Here is a 20,704-nt window from a genome sequence, read left to right as displayed (position 1 = left end):
CCAATTGCTGGTATTCAGGGGGCGGTTTTGCCTGTTGGTCGACAGTTGCCGCTTTGAATCGCCAAAAAAACGTAAACTTGGTGATCATGAATTTCACCGCCAGAATCATTGCGTTTCATCGACAGAACAAGGTCTTAAGCCATATTTGGTTTTGGATATCTGCCTTACTGGTGGCTACGATGGAAGAAAGTTACCAGTTCTCCGATGGCTGGTTCTCTGCTAATCGGCTGCTGTTTCATGCTGTTACGCTCATTACGCAGATCATGACAGCTTATTTCCTGGCTTATTTTGTCATTCCCGGATTTCTAAATTCCCGAAAGCCGGTTCAGATGAGTATTTATACCATAGCAGGCATGTACCTGATCTGCGCCCTTGCCCGTTTACTCAACTTACATGTTTATGAGCCATTATCCGGCATTCCGCCCAAAGCCTTTGAAAACCTGCATGAGGTATTCACGAATCTGGGAAGGTTATTCTATGTTTATTTTTTTAGAAACCTATCCATTGCCATCGTTTTCCTGTTCCTGAAATTATTGACCGATCAATACGAAACGCAGCAAAAGGCGCTCAGGTTGGAAAAGGAGAAGTCAAAGGCGGAATTGAAACTATTAAAAGCTCAATTAAACCCTCATTTCCTGTTCAATACACTCAACAATATTTATTCGCTTTCTTTTACATCATCGCCGGTGACATCCGAGGCTATTGCCCGGCTCGCTGATATACTTGACCATATTTTATACCGCTGTGATACGCAGTTTGTGCCCCTATCTGCAGAGGTAGCTTTGATCAGGAATTATATCGAGCTGGAGAAATTAAGGTATGATAAGCGGCTAACCGTAAATTTTAATGAGAGAGTTGACCACCAAATAGTTATCGCCCCGTTAATACTGCTTTCGCTGGTCGAAAATGCTTTTAAACATGGTGCCAGCGATGATACAGGTGCTCCTGTAATTGATATTGACCTGCAGGTAAATGAGCAAAACTTCATTTTCAATATATCGAATACAGTCGCCGGACAAAAAAATGGTATTGAAAATTTATCGGCATACAGGATAGGATTAAATAACCTGCGCAAACAACTGGACCTTATTTATGGAAAAGGTTATGCACTGGATGTCAACCGTCAAACTCAATCTTTTGAAGTAAATTTAACAATCGATCTGAAACATCAAACAGCAGTAGATGAAAAAAATTAGGTGCTTATTGGTTGATGACGAGCCCCTGGCAATTTCGCTGCTTCAAAAACACGTAGGGCAGCTTGACTTTCTGGAGGTGACCGGGACCTGCCCGAACGCGCTGAAAGCCCTGGAAGTACTAAAAAATAAGAACGTTGACCTGATGTTTCTTGATATCAGGATGCCGGCGATTAGCGGCATCGATTTCCTGAAAACGCTGCGCTACCCACCGAAGGTGATCATTACTACAGCTTACCGGGAATACGCACTGGAGGGTTATGACCTGGATATTGTGGATTACCTGCTGAAACCAATTACTTTCGACCGTTTCTTCAAAGCCATTGAACGTTACCTGCGGCAGGATAAACAATCCGAAATTGTTCCCGCTGCTCCAGGTGCAGGCGAACCGTCGGGCATATCCATCAAATCGGGTTACCGTACCGTCAGGATCAGTACAGACGACATTCTATATATCGAAAGCCTGAAGGATTATATAAAAATCATCACGACAGATGATACTATCCTGACCAAATGCAGGATCGGGGATATGGAAAACGAACTTTCGCCTAAGGGCTTTTTGCGCATACACCGGTCGTTCATCGTCAATCTGAAACAGGTATCGGCTTTCACTATGAGCGATGTGGAGATCGGTAAGACCGAACTGCCCATCGGTGACACCTATAAAGAATTGGTTACGAAGCGTTTAAAAGGGTAATAGTGGATCAGTCAAAAAAACTGAGAGAAATGGTCGTGGCTTTGATTGTGTTTTATAGGATGAATAGATGATTCATTTATCCATGGCGCGTTTCAATGTAGTATGCGTTGATCTGGTGCCTACCCGCAGGCTTATTGAGTCACCATCGGCATAGTATCTGCCTTTGTTTTTAATTTTCATGGTATTGATGTTAGCAGTGAACCATAAGCTGTCGCCTTTCACTATGCCATCCGAAATATCGAAGCTGCCTATCGAGGAGGTTACTGTGCCCGTGAGCGCCGTGCCATTTGATTTAAAAGTGTAAGTTATCGGGAATTCGTTTCCATCTGGCCCCTTCAGCATAGCGGACCATTTGCCATCTATGCCCGCAAAATATGCGAATGCCACCCCAAAGGAAAGGAGTAAAGCCACTGTTGTTAGTATTTTTCTTTTCATGGTATGGGAGGTTAATTGATTTGTTAAAAGTAAACAATAATTCTAAAAAGCCTCGATGTCCCTGGATTATAGCTACGTGCTCCTATTTGTGGAGGTTATATCGTCACTACGGCCCTTCTATGGTGAATGTTAGGTTACTGTCCTGCCAGTAGATTAAGAGTGCCCCCGAAAACAAAAGCCCCTTAGCAAACTAAGAGGCTTTTATCGTGCGCCCAACTGGGGGCTTCTCGAACCATTTCATGGAAGATTTGAGGAAATTATCCTCAATTACTACGAGGTACACAAAAGGCTTGGTAGCCGCTTTGGGTATCACCTCTCTGACTTGTACAAAAATAGCGCTTTTGGCCTAATTTCGCAACTTTTTGAATTATGGTCCCAGGTTCGAGCCCAACCAGGGCTAACAATCAAAAAATCGGATAGCAGGACAACCAGCTATTAGCTCAGATTCTGTCAAATTTTTCCGGCCTCCAGGTTTTCTTTGCAAATTCTAATCCCTTGTTCAAGCATACCCTGGAAGTCCGGCAAAAGATTCCCCTGAATTACTTTTGCAGCTTCATCATTCTTCGGAGTAATGATATATTTTCAGTCGATCAGTACTTTATTTTCCTCAAGGCCGATAAATACCCAGGCTCCCTCAATACTTTCGACCAGACTGCTCAGCCCCTCAGCGGTGAAGTTCTCAATTTTATAAGAAAAATAACTTGGCGCGTCTACATACAGCATATTTTCCGTTGCCGTGTTGCCGTCAGCAAAAGTTACCGTGCGGGATAAACCCGCTCTGATCCATTTCTCTGATTCATTTGTTTTTTCGATTGCCGGGATATTATTGTATCCCCGGAAGAGATTTTGTAAAGGAACAGGCTGAATGTAATTGAACGCAACTTTGATCGGAACGTTTATAGTCTCCAGTACCCTGGCAATCTTTAAAATTTCACTTTTGTTTGCTTCCATGTTTTGTGAGTTGTTGTAGACAAATAAGGTTAAGCGTGCAGATACGCAGCTTTAAATTCTTCAGCAAACTGCTCCAACTTGGTTTGGCCGGCTACCTTTGCACCGCTGGCAAAAAAGTCTTTGGTAATAATACCTGCCCTTACGCCCTGGCCCATTTCGACAATCAGGCCGACTAATTCAGGCGGCAATCCTCCGGCAAGCATGCCTTGCTTTAATTGTTCATCGGGTATATGCGTCCAAACCAGTTCCGGTTTTCCAATGACCTGACCGAATAATCCTGCTATCTCGTCTCCAGTCGAAACATCACTCACCATGTACTTCACTTCAAAGCCGTTTCCCGCAGATTGCAATTCCTCTGCAAGAGCCGTCGAAAGATCTTCAGGATGTGTAAGAGCTAACCGGTCATTACCGCTATAGTTGTTGCCGAAGATATTCCTGCTTTTGATCAACGAGATATCTCTCAGAAAATTAATATAGAAAAATCCAGATCTTAATACGGTCACATTCACCCCTTCTAACCCCTGTAATATCTTTTCAACACGATGAACACCTTGTACCGGGCCGGTACCTTCAGTAGCATCAGCGCCAACGCTGCTTAGCATGACTACGCGCGTTACGCCTGCCGTTTTAATAGCGTTCGCGTATGCTTGCCCCGCATCAGCAATGTTCTGTATCATATTACCTGGCCCCATTGATGGCGGCATCATGGTATAAACCGCGTCCGCACCTTTGAAAGCTTCAGTCAAAAATGCTTCGTCGCTAATAGAACCGACCGCTGGCTTTGCGCCTAAAGCCTCAATTTGGCTTTTACGGTCATCTTTAGTACTGATCACGGTTACTTCATGTCCGGCTGCGATCAGCTTTTTTACTAATGGTTTGGCTACATTTCCTAATGAGCCTGTGGTTGTGATTTTCATATCTGTATGTTTTAAATGGTAAAAATTAATCTAGTACCGGGTAATCGGTGTAGCCTTCTTCGCCAGGAGTATAAAGGGTATTATAATCCAACTCATTCAGGGGGGCGTTTTTTTCTATTCTCCTCATAAAATCGGGGTTGGCCAAAAAGCTTCTGCCAAAGGCGACCAGATCAGCTGATCCATCCTGTAATTTGGCTTCAGCTGTTTCTGCCGTAAACCCATTGCAATAGATAATAGTGTTAGCGAAAGCCTCACGAATCTCCTGGTGTGTTTTTTCGTGAATGCCCGGATTATTTGAAATGTGCAAGTATGCGATACCCTACTGGTTTACTTCCCGGGCCAGGTAAACATAGGTTTCATGTACTTCGGCCTCAGCATAAGCGGGCATGTCATTAGACGTTAAAAACGGTGAAATGCGCAGGCCAACGTTATCTGCCCCTATCGAGGTTGCTATTTTTTGTATGATCTCCAACGTCAGGCGGCTGCGGTTCTCTATTGATCCGCCATAGTTATCTATACGGTTATTTACGTGCGGATTTAAAGACTGCTCCAGCAGATAGCCGTGCGCTCCATGTAACTCAATGCCGTCGAAGCCCGCTGCTATGGCATTTTCAGCAGCCTTCACATGGTCCTGTATAATATGGGCTATGCCTTCTTCATCCAATGCTGTTGGCGCGGAGTATTCGAACATGCCGGTATCTGTATAGATTTCACCTGCCGCTTTAACAGCTGATAAACCTACAACCTGATAGCCTTCCGGCAGATTGGAGCTATGGGCTATTCTGCCCGTATGCATCAATTGTAAGAATATTTTGGAACCACTTTCGTGAACCGCATTAGTCACCAGTTTCCATCCTTCTACCTGGGCATCAGTAAAGATACCCGGGATGCGGGGATAGCCTAAACCTTCGGGGCTAGGGGAAGTGCCTTCGGTGATGATCAGTCCGGCACCTGAACGCTGTTTGTAATAGGTGGCCATCAAGTCGCTGGGCACATTACCAATCGCCCGGCTTCTGGTCATCGGTGCCATCACAACGTGGTTCTTCAACTGAAGTGCGGCTTTGTTATAGGGAGTGAATAGCTTTTTCATTTCGCTTATCTTTTAATTTGATAAAGCAAAATTGCACCTAATAGTAAGCTGATAATAGCCTAAAAAGGCGAAAAATAAGTCCGATACGACGAATAGGTTTAAGCTTGTGAGGAATACCGCTTGGGTGTAAAGCCGTAATGTTTTTCAAACAACCTGCTAAAGTGGCTGAGGTTAGTAAAGCCCAGTTCATAACCAGCCTCAGCAACCGAACGCCTACCTTGCTTTAACAAAAAAGCAGCCTCCTCCATCCGGGCGCGCTGAAAATAATTGTAAATAGTATCACCAAAGGCTTGCTTGAAAAGTTGTTTGAGTTTGGTTTCGCTCATGGCGGCAATTTGTGCCAGCTCAGGCAAAACCGGCGGTGCGCTGAGGTCACTGATAATTTCGTTACGGATATGGAGAAGCCTGGCCGCATCCGCGCTATTAATATTTTGATGCGGTAAGCTTTCGCGTTTGGACAGCTTTTGAAAAAGCAGGTACAGCAGCTCCTGTACTTTTATCTGCATATAGAATTGGCTTAACCCATCGCTCATATCCACCGCGCTTAAGTTTTTGAGCAGCAGTTTGATCTCAGCCGTCATGTTCTCAAAATAGAGAAAATTATTACCTGGGGTGGTTATTGTTTCGAGCGTAGAATTTAGCTTATTTAAGGCCAATAGTATTTTTAGATACGTTGGCATTATAGCGATTACTGCGTAACGTATCGTGTGCCCGGCCGGGAAACGTATGGTCGAGTTCAGGTCATTGGAGGTAACCTGAATTGCGGAATCATCGCGCTCAGAAAACTGAATATTCGGATTGTTGTCAAACGCTATGCCGAGCGTTTGCTCGTTGCTGTAAAAAAAAATGGTGATCAGTTCGTTACCCAGGCCGGATGTATTGCGTTTGATGATCAGGTCTTCCTTTAAGATATAATGGTGCATGGTGATCTTGAATTCCGGGCCGAATGAAAGTTTGCGAATGTATCCGTTCCCGACGTGATCAGGAATAACCAACAAATCGTTATTTACCATTGCCCCTATATGCCGGGCAAAATAAGTCATAAAATCAAACTCCGGCGTGGCGGTAAAACTAAAGATCATTAGCTTATATTGTCTTAAGGAACGAATTTAAGAATATTACAGGAATCCTTTCGCATGCCCTTCGATTGTAATTTGCTGGTTTAAGGATGCGAACCCTGTCAAGAATTATAAGTTTTGCTGTTACTTCCAAAGTGTGTATTCGTAAGGACTGAAAAGGATCAGAATAAAACAAAAAACCTCTCTAAATCAGAGATTTAGAGAGGTTTTTTGTTCTTGAAAAACTGTTTTAAGTGCGCCCACCTGGGCTCGAACCAGGGACCAAAAGATTATGAGTCTTCTACTCTAACCGACTGAGCTATAGGCGCGGTCATTTTTGTGAGTTGCAAAGGTAAAAAAAAGTTGTTTACTTAAAAATGAAATATCACAAAATATAGCACACTGTTTAATTTTTGTGCTTTGCGGATCTTTAACGTATTGGTATGTTTGCCATAAATCAGACTTTATTATGTCAACTATCAAAAACATCATATTCGATTACGGGAACGTGATTTTTACCCTCGATTTCTTAAAAGGCCAGCAGGCGTGGAAAGAGCTTGGTATTGACGACCCGGCTCAGTTTTATGGGCACCGGGTTCAGGACAGGATTTTTGATGCTTTTGAAAGGGGAGAGGCCGGAGCTGTTGAGTTCCGGGAATATATCCGCGGCGTAATAAATAATCCGGACTTGACAGATCAGCAGATCGATAATGCCTGGAATAGCATGTTGGTAGGCATCCCAGCCGGTAACATGGAACTGCTGGCCGATCTGAAGACTAAATATCGCACATTTTTGCTAAGCAACATTAACCCCATTCATTATGATTACATAATGGACTATCTTAAAAACGACCACGGCCTGGATGGGAATGATCACCTGTTCGAAAAAACATATTATTCGCATCTAACCGGCAAACGCAAACCCGAAGTTGAAATTTTTCAACAGGTGCTTGACGAAAATCACCTCAACCCGGCCGAGACCTTGTTTGTTGACGATAGCCCGCAACACCTGGTGGCCGCGCAGAAACTAGGGATTCAGACCTATTTGATGACGGCGCCGGATAATATACAGAAATTGGCTTTCCTAAAGTGATCAGGAATTTGAGCCTCAATTACTGTAATCGACCGCTGAAATGCCGTTAATTTCAACGGGTGTTTTATATCAAAAAGTATAAAAAACATATTGCTTTATGTAAGAGCGGTTTCTTGCGATCAGTTAATTTTGATAAATAAATCTGAATTAATTTTTATTGGAAAGTGTAGAACTAAAACACAGCGGTTTTAGCTTGTTATTGTGATATGCAATCTCCAAGATCGAACAAAAAAGAAAATTGCCTTATGAATTATCATGTAGATGCGGCCCAGGTTGAATCCTTTCAAAAAAACGGATTTTTGGTTGTTGAAGATTTCTTGTCGCCTAATGAATTGGCGCATTGGCGGGAAACTGTTATGAATGCTGTAAACAACAGGGCCGGGCAGAAAATGCCGGATAAGGAATTGAAAACCGGTGATTCTGATGGAATAAATGAGGACGCCGCTTATTTTGGAAAGGTTTTTGACCAACTGCTAAACCTGTGGCAAACAGATGAGGGTGTTAAGAAATTGATGTTTGACAAAAGGATCGGAAAAATGGCGGCGGACCTGGCCGGGGTAGATGGGATAAGGATCTGGCATGACCAGGCGTTATTTAAACGGCCCTGGGCCAATCCAACTTCCTGGCATCTAGATACGCCATTTTGGTCGTTTTCTGATCGCAAGGCATTATCGATATGGATTGCGCTGGACGACGCCACTTATGAAAATGGATGTTTATACTTTATCCCGGGGTCGAATAACGAAACCACGTTCGAGAACAAGGGGATAGGCAAAAATATGGATGGTATTTTTGGAGTTTATCCGCAATTTGCGAGGGCCAAATCCGTAGCCGCACCAATGAAGGCAGGAAGTTGCTCCTTTCACAGCGGACTCACCATTCATGGAGCAAATGCAAACATGACCAGTGGTTTTCGCAGAGCCATGACTTGCGCCTATATGCCTGACGGTAACGTGTTTAATGGTACTGCTAATATACTTCCAGAAAGTTATCTTAAAACTCTTAAGGTAGGCGATCCTTTAGATAACGAGGCGCAAAATCCGCTGATCTATCATCGCACAAAGAATAGCATATAAAATGAATCCAATAAACCCGGGCATGAATTAACCCCTTGGTATTTATTTATATTCTCCTGTTTTTACATCAATGGTAAAGGGTTTTGGCTCAGGCAGCCATAATTTACCATCGCCGATTTCAACCGGGATCCATAAGTAACGCGAATCCCATTGTGTTTTAGGCCGCCACTGATCGCCCATATAAATTACGGTTGTTGATTTTGTGCCAACAACCTTTAACAACATAGTTGATTGTGAACCATACGTATTGGTTTGGGGCGGTGCAATGTCCTTAAATTCTGTCCATGGGCCTTCCAATGATGCTGAAGTGGCAGACAGGTTAGGATTAGGGTTCCACCCGGTTAACGCCGATCCGATGGCATAATACAGACCTTTGTAATGAACTATGGCGCCACCTTCCAGTGGTTTCCTTACCAGGCTCATTTCCTTTTCAACAGACATATAATCGTCACTCAGCTTCACGATGTGAAAGCCTAAGGCGCGATCTTCAAAAACAAGATACGCGGCGCCATCGTCGTCTATAAACTGGCCGATATCCCGGCTCTCATGCCCGAGCGGACGGAAGCTTTTTACAAATTTGAAATCTCCATCGGGTTTAGCGCTCGTAGCTATCCCCACACGGGCGTACTTATAGTTGCGAGTGTCCAGGTGAAAGTACATTACATATTTTTTCGTCTGCTTGTTGTAATATACTTTTGGGCGTTCCAAAATCCACCTGTAACCCAGGTTTTCAGGGTCCTGCATTTTTACAACATCGCCCAAAAACTTCCAGTTCGTTAAATCATTGGATGAGTAGCAGCTTACATAGCGATAATTGGTATCCAGCCCCTTTCGCCGCTCCTCGCCATACCAGTAATAAGTTTTCTTTATTTTGATAATGCCGCCGCCGTGCGCCTGGATATGATCGCCATTATTGTCGGGCCAAACCGCTCCCGGATTAATGGTTGTGTTTTGGGCAAACAGGTTTGCACAGATAAAAATTGCAGCTAATACTGTAAAATATTTTTTCATGGTGTCTGTAGCGCTAATTTACAGCTAATTCGTAATAATCAACTTTTTTCTATTGTAACATTTGAATTGATGGTAATAATAAACCGCGTTCTTATTAAACACCTAGGGGAAACTATTGTATTTGCAATTTGTTGGTTTAAGTCTCGTTGATTTTGAAATTTCGATACACTTAGTGTTTGTTTAACACGTCCATTGGTAAATGTTTTTTGTATTTTTTATTCCTATTTTATTGATTATCTGACTATATTGCAAAAATAACTATATGGATTTTGTATGTATATAATACACTAAGTATATGAAGAACTTTGTTACTCTGGGGCAATTTATTATTGAAAAACAGGCTGATTTTCCATACGCAAAAGGCGAACTGTCGCGTTTGCTGCGCGACATAGGCATAGCCGCTAAAATTGTTAACCGGGAGGTGAACAAGGCAGGGTTGATGGATATTTTAGGAAATGCCGGCAGTACCAATATTCAGGGAGAGAGCCAGCAAAAACTGGACGTCTACGCAAACGAGCAGTTTATATCGGCCTTGAAAAGTGGCGGGGAATGTTGTATCGTGGCCTCCGAGGAGAATGACGATATTATCCGGTTGGATACGGATGTTTCAAAGGATGCCAAATACATTGTAGCCATCGATCCGCTGGACGGTTCATCAAATATTGATGTCAATGTCCCGATTGGTACCATATTTTCTATTTATCGCAGGTTTTCTACCAATGGACCGGCAACTATTGAAGATGTATTACAAAATGGTACTGAACAGGTAGCAGCCGGTTACGTTATTTACGGTTCGTCAACAATGCTGGTTTACACCACAGGGAAGGGAGTTAATGGTTTTACGCTCGATCCATCAATAGGTGAGTTTTGCTTGTCACATCCCGAAATGCAAATCCCTAAAACAGGATTGATCTATTCTATAAACGAGGGTAATTATGTTCATTTCCCTCAGGGTGTAAAAAAATATATAAAATATTGCCAGGTAGAGGACAAGGTTACTAACCGGCCCTATTCATCGCGTTATATTGGCTCAATGGTGGCTGATATTCACCGGAACCTGATAAAAGGGGGGATTTTTATTTACCCGGTTACCGCTTCGGCTCCCAACGGAAAACTAAGATTGGTTTACGAGTGCAATCCCATGGCTTTTTTAATTGAGCAGGCAGGAGGGAGGGCAACAAATGGCAATTCCCGGATTCTTGAGTTAGAAGTGACTGAACTGCACCAACGTTCTCCTATTTTTATCGGATCGGAAGAAATGGTAATCCAGGCCGAAGCCTTTATGGCAGGCGAAATATTGCATCAATTTAAGGAAACTGGTACTTAAGCTATTGTATAACTTCTTTATAGTAGACACCCTGGCCTTATTAAGGGGACACTGATTTCTACGATCATTTAATCATGCTTCAAAAAAGAATATCCAATAAGGTTTTCATGATGAGACAAGGAAACAGGAATAGATGTTTCCTCCGTTTCCTTTAAAAGGATCGGGCAACCATGTGGATTTTTAACTATCCTGAAATCAAAGTCGCCATAAATTTGCTTTAGCCTATTCAGCAGAAATAGCCTTACTTCCTTTGACTGATTCTCCTGTTCCGGATCGTCAATGGATTTTACTCCCCAGCAGGTGTTTTCGAAGCTATCGTGATTACTTACTACGGAAACGATCAAGTTCCGGTAAATTATTGAACGGGAATAAAGCACATGTTGCCCAAAACTCATGAGCCCATTTATTGAAGAATTATTTTCAAAACCTGTTGCCTCAACGTTTGCCACAAACTTTACTATTGCGTAGTTTTCAGGTATTTGTAGCTTTTTAACCACAAATTTAACAGGCGTAAAAAGCAATGCCGGCTCGTGGCGCTGCAAAAGTTTATAGGCCGATTCCTTTACCGACCATAATAACCACACAAAGTTTTCGAAGGGGATCACTGCTAAATTGAACTCGTTATACAGGGGGATTTCTGAATCAGAAAGTATTTTGGAGTAAAATTTATATTGATTGGTACGGGCAGCGTTTATTGCACCGAGTGATACAATATCGTTACCCGTGCCGGTCATATTTTTTCCTTAAGCTTTTCGCTTATTACATCAATGCAGGTGCCAACGTTTACCATTTTATCGGCAGAATCATAATCAATTTCAATATCATATTTAGCCTCGGCATCAATAATTATATCCACCAGGTTAGCTGAATTGATCTTTAAATCTTTTATGAGATCAGTTTGGTCATCAATGCCGGCAAGCATTTCTTTATTCGTCGTGTAAGGCGATATAACCGCTTTGAGCTCACTTAAAATTTCTTCTCTAGTCATTTCTTTATTTGTATTTACTTAGTATTAAACAGGAGTTAACGTCACCGAAACCAAAGTTTGCCTTAGCTACAATGTTAACTTCTTTTTTTATCATTTTAACAGGCAGTTTATCTAAACTTACCAGGTTTGTTATTTCAGGATTCGGATCTTCAAAATTTATGTTCGGATGCACAAACCCGTGCACTATCTGCAATATGGATGCCACAGTTTCAATTGAGCCGGCTGCGCTCAGCGAATGGCCTATCATTGACTTTAATGAATTGGTTAACGGAAAATCGTCCCCGGCACGATTTAAAGCTTCTGTCCAGTTTTGAATTTCCTGCCTGTCGGCGTTGGTTGCGGTTAAATGGCCGCTGATCAAGTCAATTTGATCGGCTGAAACACCTGAAGTTGCCATGGCCTCATGAATACAACGGATAACCCCGGTAGAATTTGCCGCAGTCATAGTGCCACCTTGCCTTTGTCCGCCCGAATTGCTCGATCCGCCTAAAACCTCCGCATAAATGCGAGCACCGCGTTCCAAAGCATAATCAAGGTCCTCTAAAATTAAAGCCGCCGAACCGGATCCCGGTACAAATCCACCTGCTGTAATGCTCATTGGGCGTGAAGCCTTTTCAGGAGCATCGTTATACTTGCGTGATAATACCCGCATACTGTCGAAGGCGCCATAAACATAAGTATCGACATGCTCGGCGCTGCCCACCAGCATCCTTTTGGCATAGCCATGCTTTACATATTCATAACCCATTAAAATTGCCTGGGTACCCGTTGCACAAGCGGCTGAATTGGTGAGCACCTTGTTGCCAAGCCCTAATCTGCCTGAAACATACGAGGTAACACCGCTATTCATGGCTTGTTCTACCACCCGTGACCCTAATTTCCTCGCCTCTTTATTGTCAACCCTGGCTATTACGTTTTTCATGGCCTCGGTATCGGCGATGCTGTTACCGAAAACGCAGCCGGTTTCCCAGCGAGGTTCATCAGTTTCGTAAGCCATGCCCGAATCAGCCCATGCATCGAGGGCAGCAGCTACGCCGTAACCAATATTGGTACCCTTTAAACCGTGAAAAGTAACTTCGGAAATGTAGTTCTTGTTTTTTAGACTCTCCCAATCAAAGGCAGGCATGCCCGCAACCTGGCAGCTGAAATTAAGCTCCTGGTAGCGTGGCATAAATTTTATGCCCGAGATGCCATTTTGGATAGCATGTAAAAAAGCCGGGATGCCAATGCCATTTGGCGATACGATGCCCATCCCTGTAACTACTACACGCTTGCTCATTTTTTTAGTTCGATATTTTTTATGATGCCCGAAAACATACCCTTTGCAATTACCTCATGTTCACTGTCCAGCATCTCAACATAACACTTCAATTTTCCGAAGCGAAAATATTGTTTTTTGGAAACTACGGTAACTTTTTCTCCAGGTAAAACCATTTTGAAAAATGAAACATCAGTTGATGTGAGTAGGGGAAATAAATTCTCATCATCGTCATTAAAATTCAGATCAGTTTCCTTTAATATCAAAAATATCCCCAATACAACCAAACCAATCTGGGCCATAATTTCCGTTATAATAACACCGGGTGTTACCGGGTTTCCTGCAAAATGATCCTCGTAAAAAAAAGAATCCTGCTTTAAGGTATATTCTCCTCTTACTTCGTTTTCACTCAACAGTGAGATATTATCTACAAAACGGAAAGACGATTTATATGGTAAATGGTTTAATATGTGGTTATTCATAAGTCAAATAAATAATTATTAACGGCAATGTTCTCCGCCATCTACATGAATAATTGAGCCATTTATCCAAAACGACTCATCTGTACACAGCAGGTAGATAACACCCGCAACGTCTTCTGGTTTTGTCATTCTTCCTAAAGGATTTCTTTTTATGCCCATCTCCAGTAATTTCTCACTTCCCGGGATCATTTTCAACGACGCCGTTTCAGTTACTCCGGCCTGTATCACATTGGTTTTTAGGCCATATGCGCTAAACTCGACCGCCATATACTTAGCAAGGCTTTCCAATGATGACTTTGCAATGGACACTGCAGCATAGCTATCCCAATACTTATGTGCGCCTTCACTTGTAAGGCCAATGATACGACCATCTGCATGAAAAAGATCAGTTTTTAAAAGTGATTTTGTCCAGTCGAGCAGGCTGGTAGCCATGGCGTAGGTGGTTAGCTGGATATCGTCGATAGATAAAGTGTTATACCCTTCATCTTCCGGATTATCTTTAATGGTAAGCGGTTTTAAATTACCACGGGCAATGCTATGGAGCAATAGTTTTACGCTATTTTTGGGGGCAATAGTCGTGAATTCCTTTACAAATGCTTCCCTGGCACCTTCGTCCAGCGCATTTATATTGTAGGGTAAAATGGTAGTTGAGTTTGCTTCGGCAATTTGGGCCAGTTTTTCCCTCAGGGATTTGTCAGCGGCTTTATTTTCGCGGTAAAGGACAGCTACATTCATGCCGTGAGCAGTAAGTTTTTGAACAGCAGCATATCCAAACCCTCCCGATCCTCCTAAAATTACTGCCCATAAACCTTTAAATTGTAGATGTTTCTCCATTAAAACTGCTTTAAACCTTTGTAGCTTTAATCTGTCCTTGTTATGTTAATGTTAACTTATTAAAACCAGATGCTCTTAATTCCACCTCAAAGTAAGTGAAAATACCTTAAATTTAGTGTATATATCACATATATTATAACAATTCCAGCATTCATGTGTTAAATGGCCGGTAACTAATAAGACGCATTTTTACAAACGCTAATTTTTTGCATTTATTAGTATTGATGAGCGTTAATATTTAATTATGTTTGATAGCTATGAAAATGATAAATAACGGGAAAATACTTCTTGTTTTCCTTTTGACCGTAGGGTTTACCAAGACTACTATCGCGCAGCAAAAATTTGAGAAGGCTGCTTTTTATGCCGTTATGGATTCCGGCGATTTGGACGCAATTAACAAACAGATTGAAATAGTACAGGCTTCTTCTAACCCTAATAAAATAGGCTACGAAGGTGCGCTACTGATGCGTAAGGCAGGTAAATTGCAGCTGCCATCTCAAAAATTAAAATATTTTAAACAGGGCCGGATAAAATTAGAATCGGCGTTGCTTGATGATGCAGCCAATACCGAATATCACTTTTTGAGACTGGCTATTGAGGAACACGCCCCTAAGATTGTAAAATATCATAATGATATAGAAAACGATAAGGTGATCGTACAGAAAAACTTCAAGAACTTACCCGAGTCGGTGCAGCAAGCTATTAAGGATTATTGTAAAAATTCAAAAGTGCTTCATGCGGAAGATTTTTAGCTGCGCTAAGAGATAGTTTTTAACTTTGCCCCAAATGAATAAAAAGGTACTTGCCATTTATTATACACAATCGGGCCAGATGGGTGAGATCATCGACACGTTTACCGCGCCGTTAATAGCGGCGGGTGCGACTGTTGAGAAGGCGCAGATCAGGCTGGTTAATAACTACGATTTCCCGTGGACAGGTACACGCTTTTTTTCGGTAATGCCTTCATGCGTTTTAGGAATTCCCGAACCGATCCATCCACTGAATTTAAAGGATACAAAATATGACCTGGTGATCTTAGGCTATCAGCCATGGTTTTTATCACCAAGTATCCCAAGCAATTCCTTACTGCAGAGTGATGAGTTTAAGGCAATAATAAAGGGTACGCCCGTTATTACCATAAGTGCCGGTCGCAATATGTGGATTAATTCCTATGTGCGGGTACGGAATATGATAAAGGACGCTGGGGCAAAGTTAGTGGGGAATGTAGCGCTGCTTGATAAGCATCCTAACCCGATAAGCTTTGTTACCATTTTTTACTGGATGCTAACCGGCAAAAAAGAACGTTATTTAAATATCTTTCCGAAACCAGGTGTTTCAGAGCAGGATATAGCTGGTACTGAAGTATACGGGGAGACCGTTGCAAAGCACCTTGAAAATAATGAGCTTGATACTTTGCAGGATGATTTGATAGCGCAAAAAGCGGTTGAAATAAATTATAAGCTGATGTTTATAGAGGCGCGGGCCAAACCAATATTTGCAGTTTGGGCGAAAATAATTGCCGGCCGTAAAAACCGTACGCCCTGGCTCAGCGCATTTAAATATTATTTGTTTGTGGCCTTATTTTTGGGAGCACCGGTCTTACTTACGCTTGATGCGATATTTTTAAAACCTTTTTCGGGAAAACGAATTAAACGTAATAAATTAAAATACTTACAAGTAATAAACTAACATACCAACATATGTCTGATACAAAAGTTTATATCAACCATACCTCGGCGTTTTTTCCGAACGAGCCTGTTTCAAATGATGAAATGGAGCAATACTTGGGGTATATTGATAATAGGCCGTCAAAATCAAAGAAAATTGTACTCCGCAACAACGGAATTATAAACAGGTACTACGCGCTGACTAAGGATCGCAAATCAACCCATACCAATGCGCAGATGACTGCCGAAGCGGTAAGAGCATTATTTGATAACGACCCTGAAAAAATGAAGGGACTCGAGTTGCTGTCATGCGGCACTTCTTCACCCGATCAGATGATGCCAAGCCACGGTGTAATGACACATGGCTGGATTCCGGAAGTTGGTGGGATCGAAGTAGTTTCCCCATCGGGCGTTTGTTGTGCAGGAATGCATGCTTTAAAATATGCTTACCTGGCTATCAAGTCAGGAGAGGTAAAAAAAGCCGTTGCCACGGGGTCAGAAAGGTTTTCAGGCCTGTTGGTTTCTGAGGTATTTGAAGAAGAAGCACAGAAACTGAAGGAAATGGAAGAAAATCCATTTATTGCCTTTCAAAAGGATTTTTTACGCTGGATGTTGTCAGACGGTGCGTCGGCATTTTTAATGACTGATAAACCAAATGAAGAGGGCTTATCCTTGCGGGTTGAATGGATAGAAGGTGTGTCATACGCAAATGAGATGCAGACATGTATGTACATGGGCGGCGAGAAGCAGGAAGACGGATCATTAAAAGGCTTTATGGACTATACTCCCGAAGAGATCATGACCAAATCCATATTCAGCGTAAAACAGGATATTACTTTATTGAGCGATAATATCGTTCCGCTTGGTGGCAGGAAGATCAAGGAGATCTTTGAGAAAAAAGGCCTCGGCGTTGACGATATCGACTATTTCTTACCCCATATCAGCAGTAACTTCTTTAAGAGCAAGATCTACGATATGATAGAAGAGTACGGTGGCGGCATCCCTTACGAAAAATGGTTTATCAACCTTTACACTGTTGGAAATGTTGGCGCTGCCTCAGTTTACCTGATGATTGACGAGCTGTTTAAAAGCGGCCGTTTGAAAAAAGGGGAGAAAATCCTGCTATTGGTTCCGGAAAGCGCGCGTTTCTCGTATATGTATGCAATGCTTACTGTTTGCTAAACTGAGATGAAAAAGGATGAAGTGCCACAGGACTTAAGTTCGCTTGGGAAAATAACCAAAGAGGTTTGCTATGCTACAGACAGCAATGGTAAATACGTTACCGAGTTGAGCAGTGGCTGGGATGTAAAGATCACTGCACTTGATACTGCCTGGGGCGATATTGAAAAACGCATCGCAGCAGCTAAACAACAGGTGCGTGATGGCAAGGCGAGTCCGCTTTTGTTTTTTATAGAATACAGGCTGATGGACGTAGCAATTTTGGCAGGCTATACCGGCATTTGGAAATGGCAGATCAAAAGGCACTTGAAACCCGAAGTGTTTAAAAAATTATCCGACAAAAAACTACAAAAATACGCTGAGGCGTTTAATATAAAGGTGGAAGACCTTAAAACTATGACCGTGCATGAAGATTGATTTTGAACATCGTCAGGCTGCACATTGTGAATCGGGCGTTACCAGCAACTTATTATGGAATGCATCAGGGGGTAAAATAACCGAGCCGCTGGCCTTTGGCATTGGCGCAGGTTTGTTTTTTGCTTATATCCCGTTGATAAAAATAAACAATGGCCCTGCAATAGCATTCCGTACAATGCCGGGTCATATATTTAGCCGTACCTGCAAATCCCTGAACATCCCGGTTGAACGTAAAAAGTTCGGTTCGAAGGAGAAGGCACAAGTGTACTTAGACATGTGCCTGGAAACCGGGCATGCTGTTGGTTGCCAGGTAGGTGTTTACTATTTACCATACTTTCCGAAGGAATATCGCTTCCATTTTAATGCGCATAACCTTATTGTTTACGGCAAGGATGGTGACAATTATTTGGTGAGCGACCCAATTATGGAAGGTACCAACGTAATGGACAGCTACCAGTTGGAAAGGGTGCGTTTTGCAAAAGGCGCGTTATCGCCTAAGGGGCACATTTATTATCCCAAAGAAAATAAAGAAATTACTGACGACCAGATCAGGCAGGCCATTAAAAGCGGGATAAAAAAGAATGTTTACAATATGCTCAGCATTCCCGGCAGCTTTGCAGGAATTAGCGGCATCAGGAATACCGGAAAAAAAATAAAAAACTGGCGCGATAAACTGGGAATAGAAAAATCCAAACTTTACCTGGCACAGATGGTAAGGATGCAGGAGGAGATAGGCACAGGTGGGGGAGGCTTCCGGTACATTTATGGTGCATTTTTGCAGGAGGCAGATGTTTACCTGCCAGGCAACCAATTGGCCGTGTATAGCAGTATCTTTACTAAGTCGGGCGACCTGTGGCGTACAGCTGCGGTACATGCAGCCGGAATTTACAAGGGCCGTATAGGCAGCCAGGAAGATTTTAATACAATGGGCGATTACCTGTTGGAAATTGCTGAAGTGGAGAGATCTGCCTTTGAAACATTAAAGAAAATAAAATGGCAGTAAACGCTCCATTAGCTATTGATATTGAGGATATGGGATTTAAATATCCCGGCAATCCTGATGTGTCATTCTCAAAGCTGAACTTAAAGATAGCTAAAGGGGAGCGGTTTGGATTGTTTGGGCCCAATGGCGCCGGTAAAACAACGCTCATCAGTTTGATGACAGGTTTGATAACTGCCGATGAGGGGCATATAAAACTTTTAGGACTGGAAGTTGGTAAGCAAAATAATGCCGTAAATAAGTTATTCGGTTTTGTGCCGCAGGATTTTTCCTTTTACCAGGAGTTGAGTCCGGTGGAGAACCTCCAATTCTTCGGTGCCTGGAGCGGATTAACTAAGCGCACCATTAAACAAAGAACCGACGAATTGCTGGATATTTTAGGCTTGGATGAAGTGCGTAACAAGCCGGTTGAGAAATTCAGCGGCGGGATGAAGCGCAGGGTGAACCTCGCCATTGGCGTAATCCATAAACCAGAGATCATATTTTTGGACGAGCCTACCGTTGGCGTAGATGTGCAAACCCGCCATGCCATTATCGATTACTTATTGAAATTAAACAAGGAAGGGACTACACTCATCTATACCTCGCATCAATTGAGCGAAGCAGAGGACTTGTGTAAACAAGTCGCGCTGATAGACAATGGAAAAATTATAGCACAGGATAGTTTGGATAAATTAATGGCCGACCATAAACAGGAAAGCCTTGAACAGATGTTTTTGAACTTAACCGGAAAGGACCTCAGGAACGATGTTTAAGCTCAAAGCCACCATAATAAAAGATTTCAGGATCCTGCTGCGCGATAAGGTGGGCATCTCGCTGATGTTTGTGATGCCGATCATTTTAGTGGTGGTGGTAACCAGCATCCAGAACAGTACATTTCAGCTGGTTAACAAAAACAAGCTGTCCATTATCATCAATAATAACGATACCGGGCAGGCGAGCAAACAATTAATAACGGCCATCAACAAGATAGGCATGTTCAAGGCTTCGCTGGTGTCCGGTGATCAAAGCGAAAAGCAGATAACGGATGCGATGCACGAGAAGGATGCGATGCTTGGGGTAATCATCCCGGCGAATTTTTCGGCTAAGGTTTCGGCTCAGTCAAAAAGTATTGCAGGTAAGGCTTTAAAGAGTTTTGGCCTTGAGGGCGATTCCGTTAAGCATGCAGCTGGCGGTATTGATCCGCTTACTATTTATTATAATCCTGTGTTGCAGGAATCCATCCGCTTATCAGTACAGGGTGCGATCCGCAGTGCAATGCAATTGGTGGAGAGCCGGGAAACATTGAGAAGCCTTTATTTCTCCATCAACGAAAAGCCTTTACCCGAAAAGCTCGAAAATGAAATGCTGAATAACCAGACAGCTATCAACGAGATCCCGGTTAGTAAGGACGGTACGCGAAGCACCCCAAATGCCACACAACACAATGTACCGGCCTGGACGATATTCGCCATGTTCTTTATCATCATGTCATTAGGTGGCAGTGTAGTAAGGGAAAAGGTAAGCGGTAGCTTTATCCGCCTAAAAACTTTACCGACTAATTATCTTGTTGGCTTGCTTTCCAAACAAGTAGTTTACCTGCTGGTAACCATGCTGCAGGCAGCAGTGATATTTTCGATGGGTATTTGGCTGTTCCCGGTATTTGGGTTACCGGCGTTGAATTTGCCATCTGATCTGATGGCGTTAACAATAGTAACCATAGTTTGCGGCTGGTGCGCAGTTAGCTATGCCATTTGTGTGGGCGTATTTGCCAATACGCAGGAGCAGGCCAACGGCTTTGGCGCGGTATCCATCGTGATACTTGCCTGTGTAGGCGGGTTGATGGTGCCAAGCTTTGCCATGCAGGGCTTTTTTAAGTCGGCTGCCGATATTTCGCCAATGCACTGGTGCTTGCAGGCCTATTACACTTTATTTCTCGAAGGCGGGAAATTGAAGGATGTTGTAAACAATATCATACCTTTATTCATTATTACACTGATATTTCAATTTGTAACCTTTATTGGGTTAAAAAGAAAGAAATTAATATAATTG

22 protein-coding genes, 1 tRNA gene and 1 pseudogene are annotated in these 20,704 nt (G+C 42.7%); 12 read left to right on the top strand and 12 right to left on the bottom strand.

The window, feature by feature from the left end; genetic code table 11:
* The first annotated feature begins 86 nt into the window (after positions 1–86).
* Positions 87–1,196, top strand: a complete 1,110-nt coding sequence (locus KXD93_RS26330) for a sensor histidine kinase (RefSeq protein WP_258140520.1) — start codon at positions 87–89, stop codon at positions 1,194–1,196.
* Positions 1,183–1,890: a LytR/AlgR family response regulator transcription factor gene (locus KXD93_RS26325; protein WP_258140519.1), complete on the top strand. Its 708-nt coding sequence runs from the start codon at positions 1,183–1,185 to the stop codon at positions 1,888–1,890. The genes KXD93_RS26330 and KXD93_RS26325 overlap by 14 nt, the downstream gene beginning before the upstream one ends.
* 72 nt (positions 1,891–1,962) lie before the next feature.
* Here KXD93_RS26325 and KXD93_RS26320 read toward each other — a convergent pair whose 3' ends face one another.
* The 6 genes and pseudogenes from KXD93_RS26320 to KXD93_RS26295 form a co-directional block, all read right to left on the bottom strand.
* The gene (locus KXD93_RS26320) at positions 1,963–2,325 is read right to left on the bottom strand and encodes a hypothetical protein (RefSeq protein ID WP_258140518.1); all 363 of its coding nucleotides are present in this window, start codon (positions 2,323–2,325) and stop codon (positions 1,963–1,965) included.
* 582 nt (positions 2,326–2,907) lie between these two features.
* Entirely contained in the window at positions 2,908–3,276 is a 369-nt protein-coding gene (locus KXD93_RS26315; protein ID WP_258140517.1) for an SRPBCC family protein, read from the bottom strand.
* Positions 3,277–3,305: 29 nt separating this feature from the next.
* Positions 3,306–4,193: an NAD(P)H-binding protein gene (locus tag KXD93_RS26310; RefSeq protein WP_258140516.1), complete on the bottom strand. Its 888-nt coding sequence runs from the start codon at positions 4,191–4,193 to the stop codon at positions 3,306–3,308.
* Positions 4,194–4,218: 25 nt separating this feature from the next.
* Positions 4,219–5,283 (bottom strand): annotated as a pseudogene (locus KXD93_RS26305) (alkene reductase).
* Positions 5,284–5,381: 98 nt separating this feature from the next.
* Positions 5,382–6,365 (bottom strand): helix-turn-helix domain-containing protein, encoded by a 984-nt coding sequence (locus tag KXD93_RS26300; protein ID WP_258140515.1) that lies wholly within the window; start codon positions 6,363–6,365, stop codon positions 5,382–5,384.
* A 231-nt stretch (positions 6,366–6,596) separates the two neighbouring features.
* Positions 6,597–6,670, bottom strand: a tRNA-Ile gene (locus KXD93_RS26295).
* 140 nt (positions 6,671–6,810) lie between these two features.
* On the opposite strand from KXD93_RS26295, the gene KXD93_RS26290 reads away from it, so the two are divergent.
* Together KXD93_RS26290 and KXD93_RS26285 are read left to right on the top strand one after the other, a co-directional pair.
* On the top strand, positions 6,811–7,434 hold the full coding sequence (locus tag KXD93_RS26290) for an HAD family hydrolase (RefSeq protein ID WP_258140514.1): 624 nt from the start codon (positions 6,811–6,813) through the stop codon (positions 7,432–7,434).
* 245 nt (positions 7,435–7,679) lie between these two features.
* Positions 7,680–8,510, top strand: coding sequence for a phytanoyl-CoA dioxygenase family protein (locus KXD93_RS26285; RefSeq protein ID WP_258140513.1), 831 nt, complete (start codon positions 7,680–7,682; stop codon positions 8,508–8,510).
* Positions 8,511–8,552: 42 nt separating this feature from the next.
* Here the strand turns inward: KXD93_RS26285 and KXD93_RS26280 are convergent, their stop codons facing one another.
* A complete protein-coding gene (locus tag KXD93_RS26280; protein WP_258140512.1) occupies positions 8,553–9,521 on the bottom strand; it encodes a family 43 glycosylhydrolase in 969 nt (322 codons plus the stop codon).
* Positions 9,522–9,816: 295 nt separating this feature from the next.
* Here KXD93_RS26280 and fbp point away from each other — a divergent pair, with 295 nt between their 5' ends.
* The gene (gene fbp, locus KXD93_RS26275) at positions 9,817–10,848 is read left to right on the top strand and encodes a class 1 fructose-bisphosphatase (protein ID WP_258140511.1); all 1,032 of its coding nucleotides are present in this window, start codon (positions 9,817–9,819) and stop codon (positions 10,846–10,848) included.
* 68 nt (positions 10,849–10,916) lie between these two features.
* Here the strand turns inward: fbp and KXD93_RS26270 are convergent, their stop codons facing one another.
* The 5 genes from KXD93_RS26270 to KXD93_RS26250 are packed head-to-tail and all read right to left on the bottom strand — an operon-like array spanning position 10,917 to position 14,410.
* Complete coding sequence (locus KXD93_RS26270) at positions 10,917–11,582, bottom strand: holo-ACP synthase (protein WP_258140510.1); 666 nt, start codon at positions 11,580–11,582, stop codon at positions 10,917–10,919.
* A complete protein-coding gene (locus KXD93_RS26265) occupies positions 11,579–11,836 on the bottom strand; it encodes an acyl carrier protein (protein WP_258140509.1) in 258 nt (85 codons plus the stop codon). The genes KXD93_RS26270 and KXD93_RS26265 overlap by 4 nt, the downstream gene beginning before the upstream one ends.
* Positions 11,837–11,840: 4 nt before the next feature.
* Positions 11,841–13,115 carry a beta-ketoacyl-[acyl-carrier-protein] synthase family protein gene (locus tag KXD93_RS26260; protein ID WP_258140508.1) on the bottom strand — a complete coding sequence of 425 codons (1,275 nt, stop codon included), beginning with the start codon at positions 13,113–13,115 and terminating at the stop codon, positions 11,841–11,843.
* The gene (locus tag KXD93_RS26255; RefSeq protein ID WP_258140507.1) at positions 13,112–13,576 is read right to left on the bottom strand and encodes a 3-hydroxyacyl-ACP dehydratase FabZ family protein; all 465 of its coding nucleotides are present in this window, start codon (positions 13,574–13,576) and stop codon (positions 13,112–13,114) included. The genes KXD93_RS26260 and KXD93_RS26255 overlap by 4 nt, the downstream gene beginning before the upstream one ends.
* 18 nt (positions 13,577–13,594) lie before the next feature.
* Positions 13,595–14,410: an SDR family oxidoreductase gene (locus KXD93_RS26250; RefSeq protein ID WP_258140506.1), complete on the bottom strand. Its 816-nt coding sequence runs from the start codon at positions 14,408–14,410 to the stop codon at positions 13,595–13,597.
* Positions 14,411–14,667: 257 nt separating this feature from the next.
* On the opposite strand from KXD93_RS26250, the gene KXD93_RS26245 reads away from it, so the two are divergent.
* From KXD93_RS26245 to KXD93_RS26215, 7 genes are read left to right on the top strand one after another with little or no spacing between them, the layout of a single operon-like run.
* The gene (locus tag KXD93_RS26245; protein ID WP_258140505.1) at positions 14,668–15,162 is read left to right on the top strand and encodes a hypothetical protein; all 495 of its coding nucleotides are present in this window, start codon (positions 14,668–14,670) and stop codon (positions 15,160–15,162) included.
* Between the two features lie 34 nt (positions 15,163–15,196).
* Positions 15,197–16,099, top strand: coding sequence for a hypothetical protein (locus KXD93_RS26240; protein WP_258140504.1), 903 nt, complete (start codon positions 15,197–15,199; stop codon positions 16,097–16,099).
* An 11-nt stretch (positions 16,100–16,110) separates the two neighbouring features.
* Positions 16,111–17,259, top strand: a complete 1,149-nt coding sequence (gene darB, locus KXD93_RS26235; RefSeq protein ID WP_258140503.1) for a dialkylresorcinol biosynthesis protein DarB — start codon at positions 16,111–16,113, stop codon at positions 17,257–17,259.
* 6 nt (positions 17,260–17,265) lie between these two features.
* The gene (gene DarG / locus KXD93_RS26230; protein ID WP_258140502.1) at positions 17,266–17,673 is read left to right on the top strand and encodes a flexirubin biosynthesis protein DarG; all 408 of its coding nucleotides are present in this window, start codon (positions 17,266–17,268) and stop codon (positions 17,671–17,673) included.
* Positions 17,663–18,676: a BtrH-related acyltransferase DarH gene (gene darH, locus KXD93_RS26225; RefSeq protein WP_258140501.1), complete on the top strand. Its 1,014-nt coding sequence runs from the start codon at positions 17,663–17,665 to the stop codon at positions 18,674–18,676. Before DarG ends, darH begins: the two co-directional genes overlap by 11 nt.
* Positions 18,667–19,428 carry an ABC transporter ATP-binding protein gene (locus tag KXD93_RS26220; protein ID WP_258140500.1) on the top strand — a complete coding sequence of 254 codons (762 nt, stop codon included), beginning with the start codon at positions 18,667–18,669 and terminating at the stop codon, positions 19,426–19,428. Before darH ends, KXD93_RS26220 begins: the two co-directional genes overlap by 10 nt.
* A complete protein-coding gene (locus tag KXD93_RS26215; RefSeq protein WP_258140499.1) occupies positions 19,421–20,701 on the top strand; it encodes an ABC transporter permease in 1,281 nt (426 codons plus the stop codon). The genes KXD93_RS26220 and KXD93_RS26215 overlap by 8 nt, the downstream gene beginning before the upstream one ends.
* Positions 20,702–20,704: the final 3 nt, after the last annotated feature.

The sequence above is a fragment of the Mucilaginibacter phenanthrenivorans genome (assembly GCF_024721155.1).
In the GTDB taxonomy this organism is placed as follows: Bacteria; Bacteroidota; Bacteroidia; order Sphingobacteriales; family Sphingobacteriaceae; genus Mucilaginibacter; species Mucilaginibacter phenanthrenivorans.
This window is presented reverse-complemented; position numbering and strand designations above follow the sequence as displayed.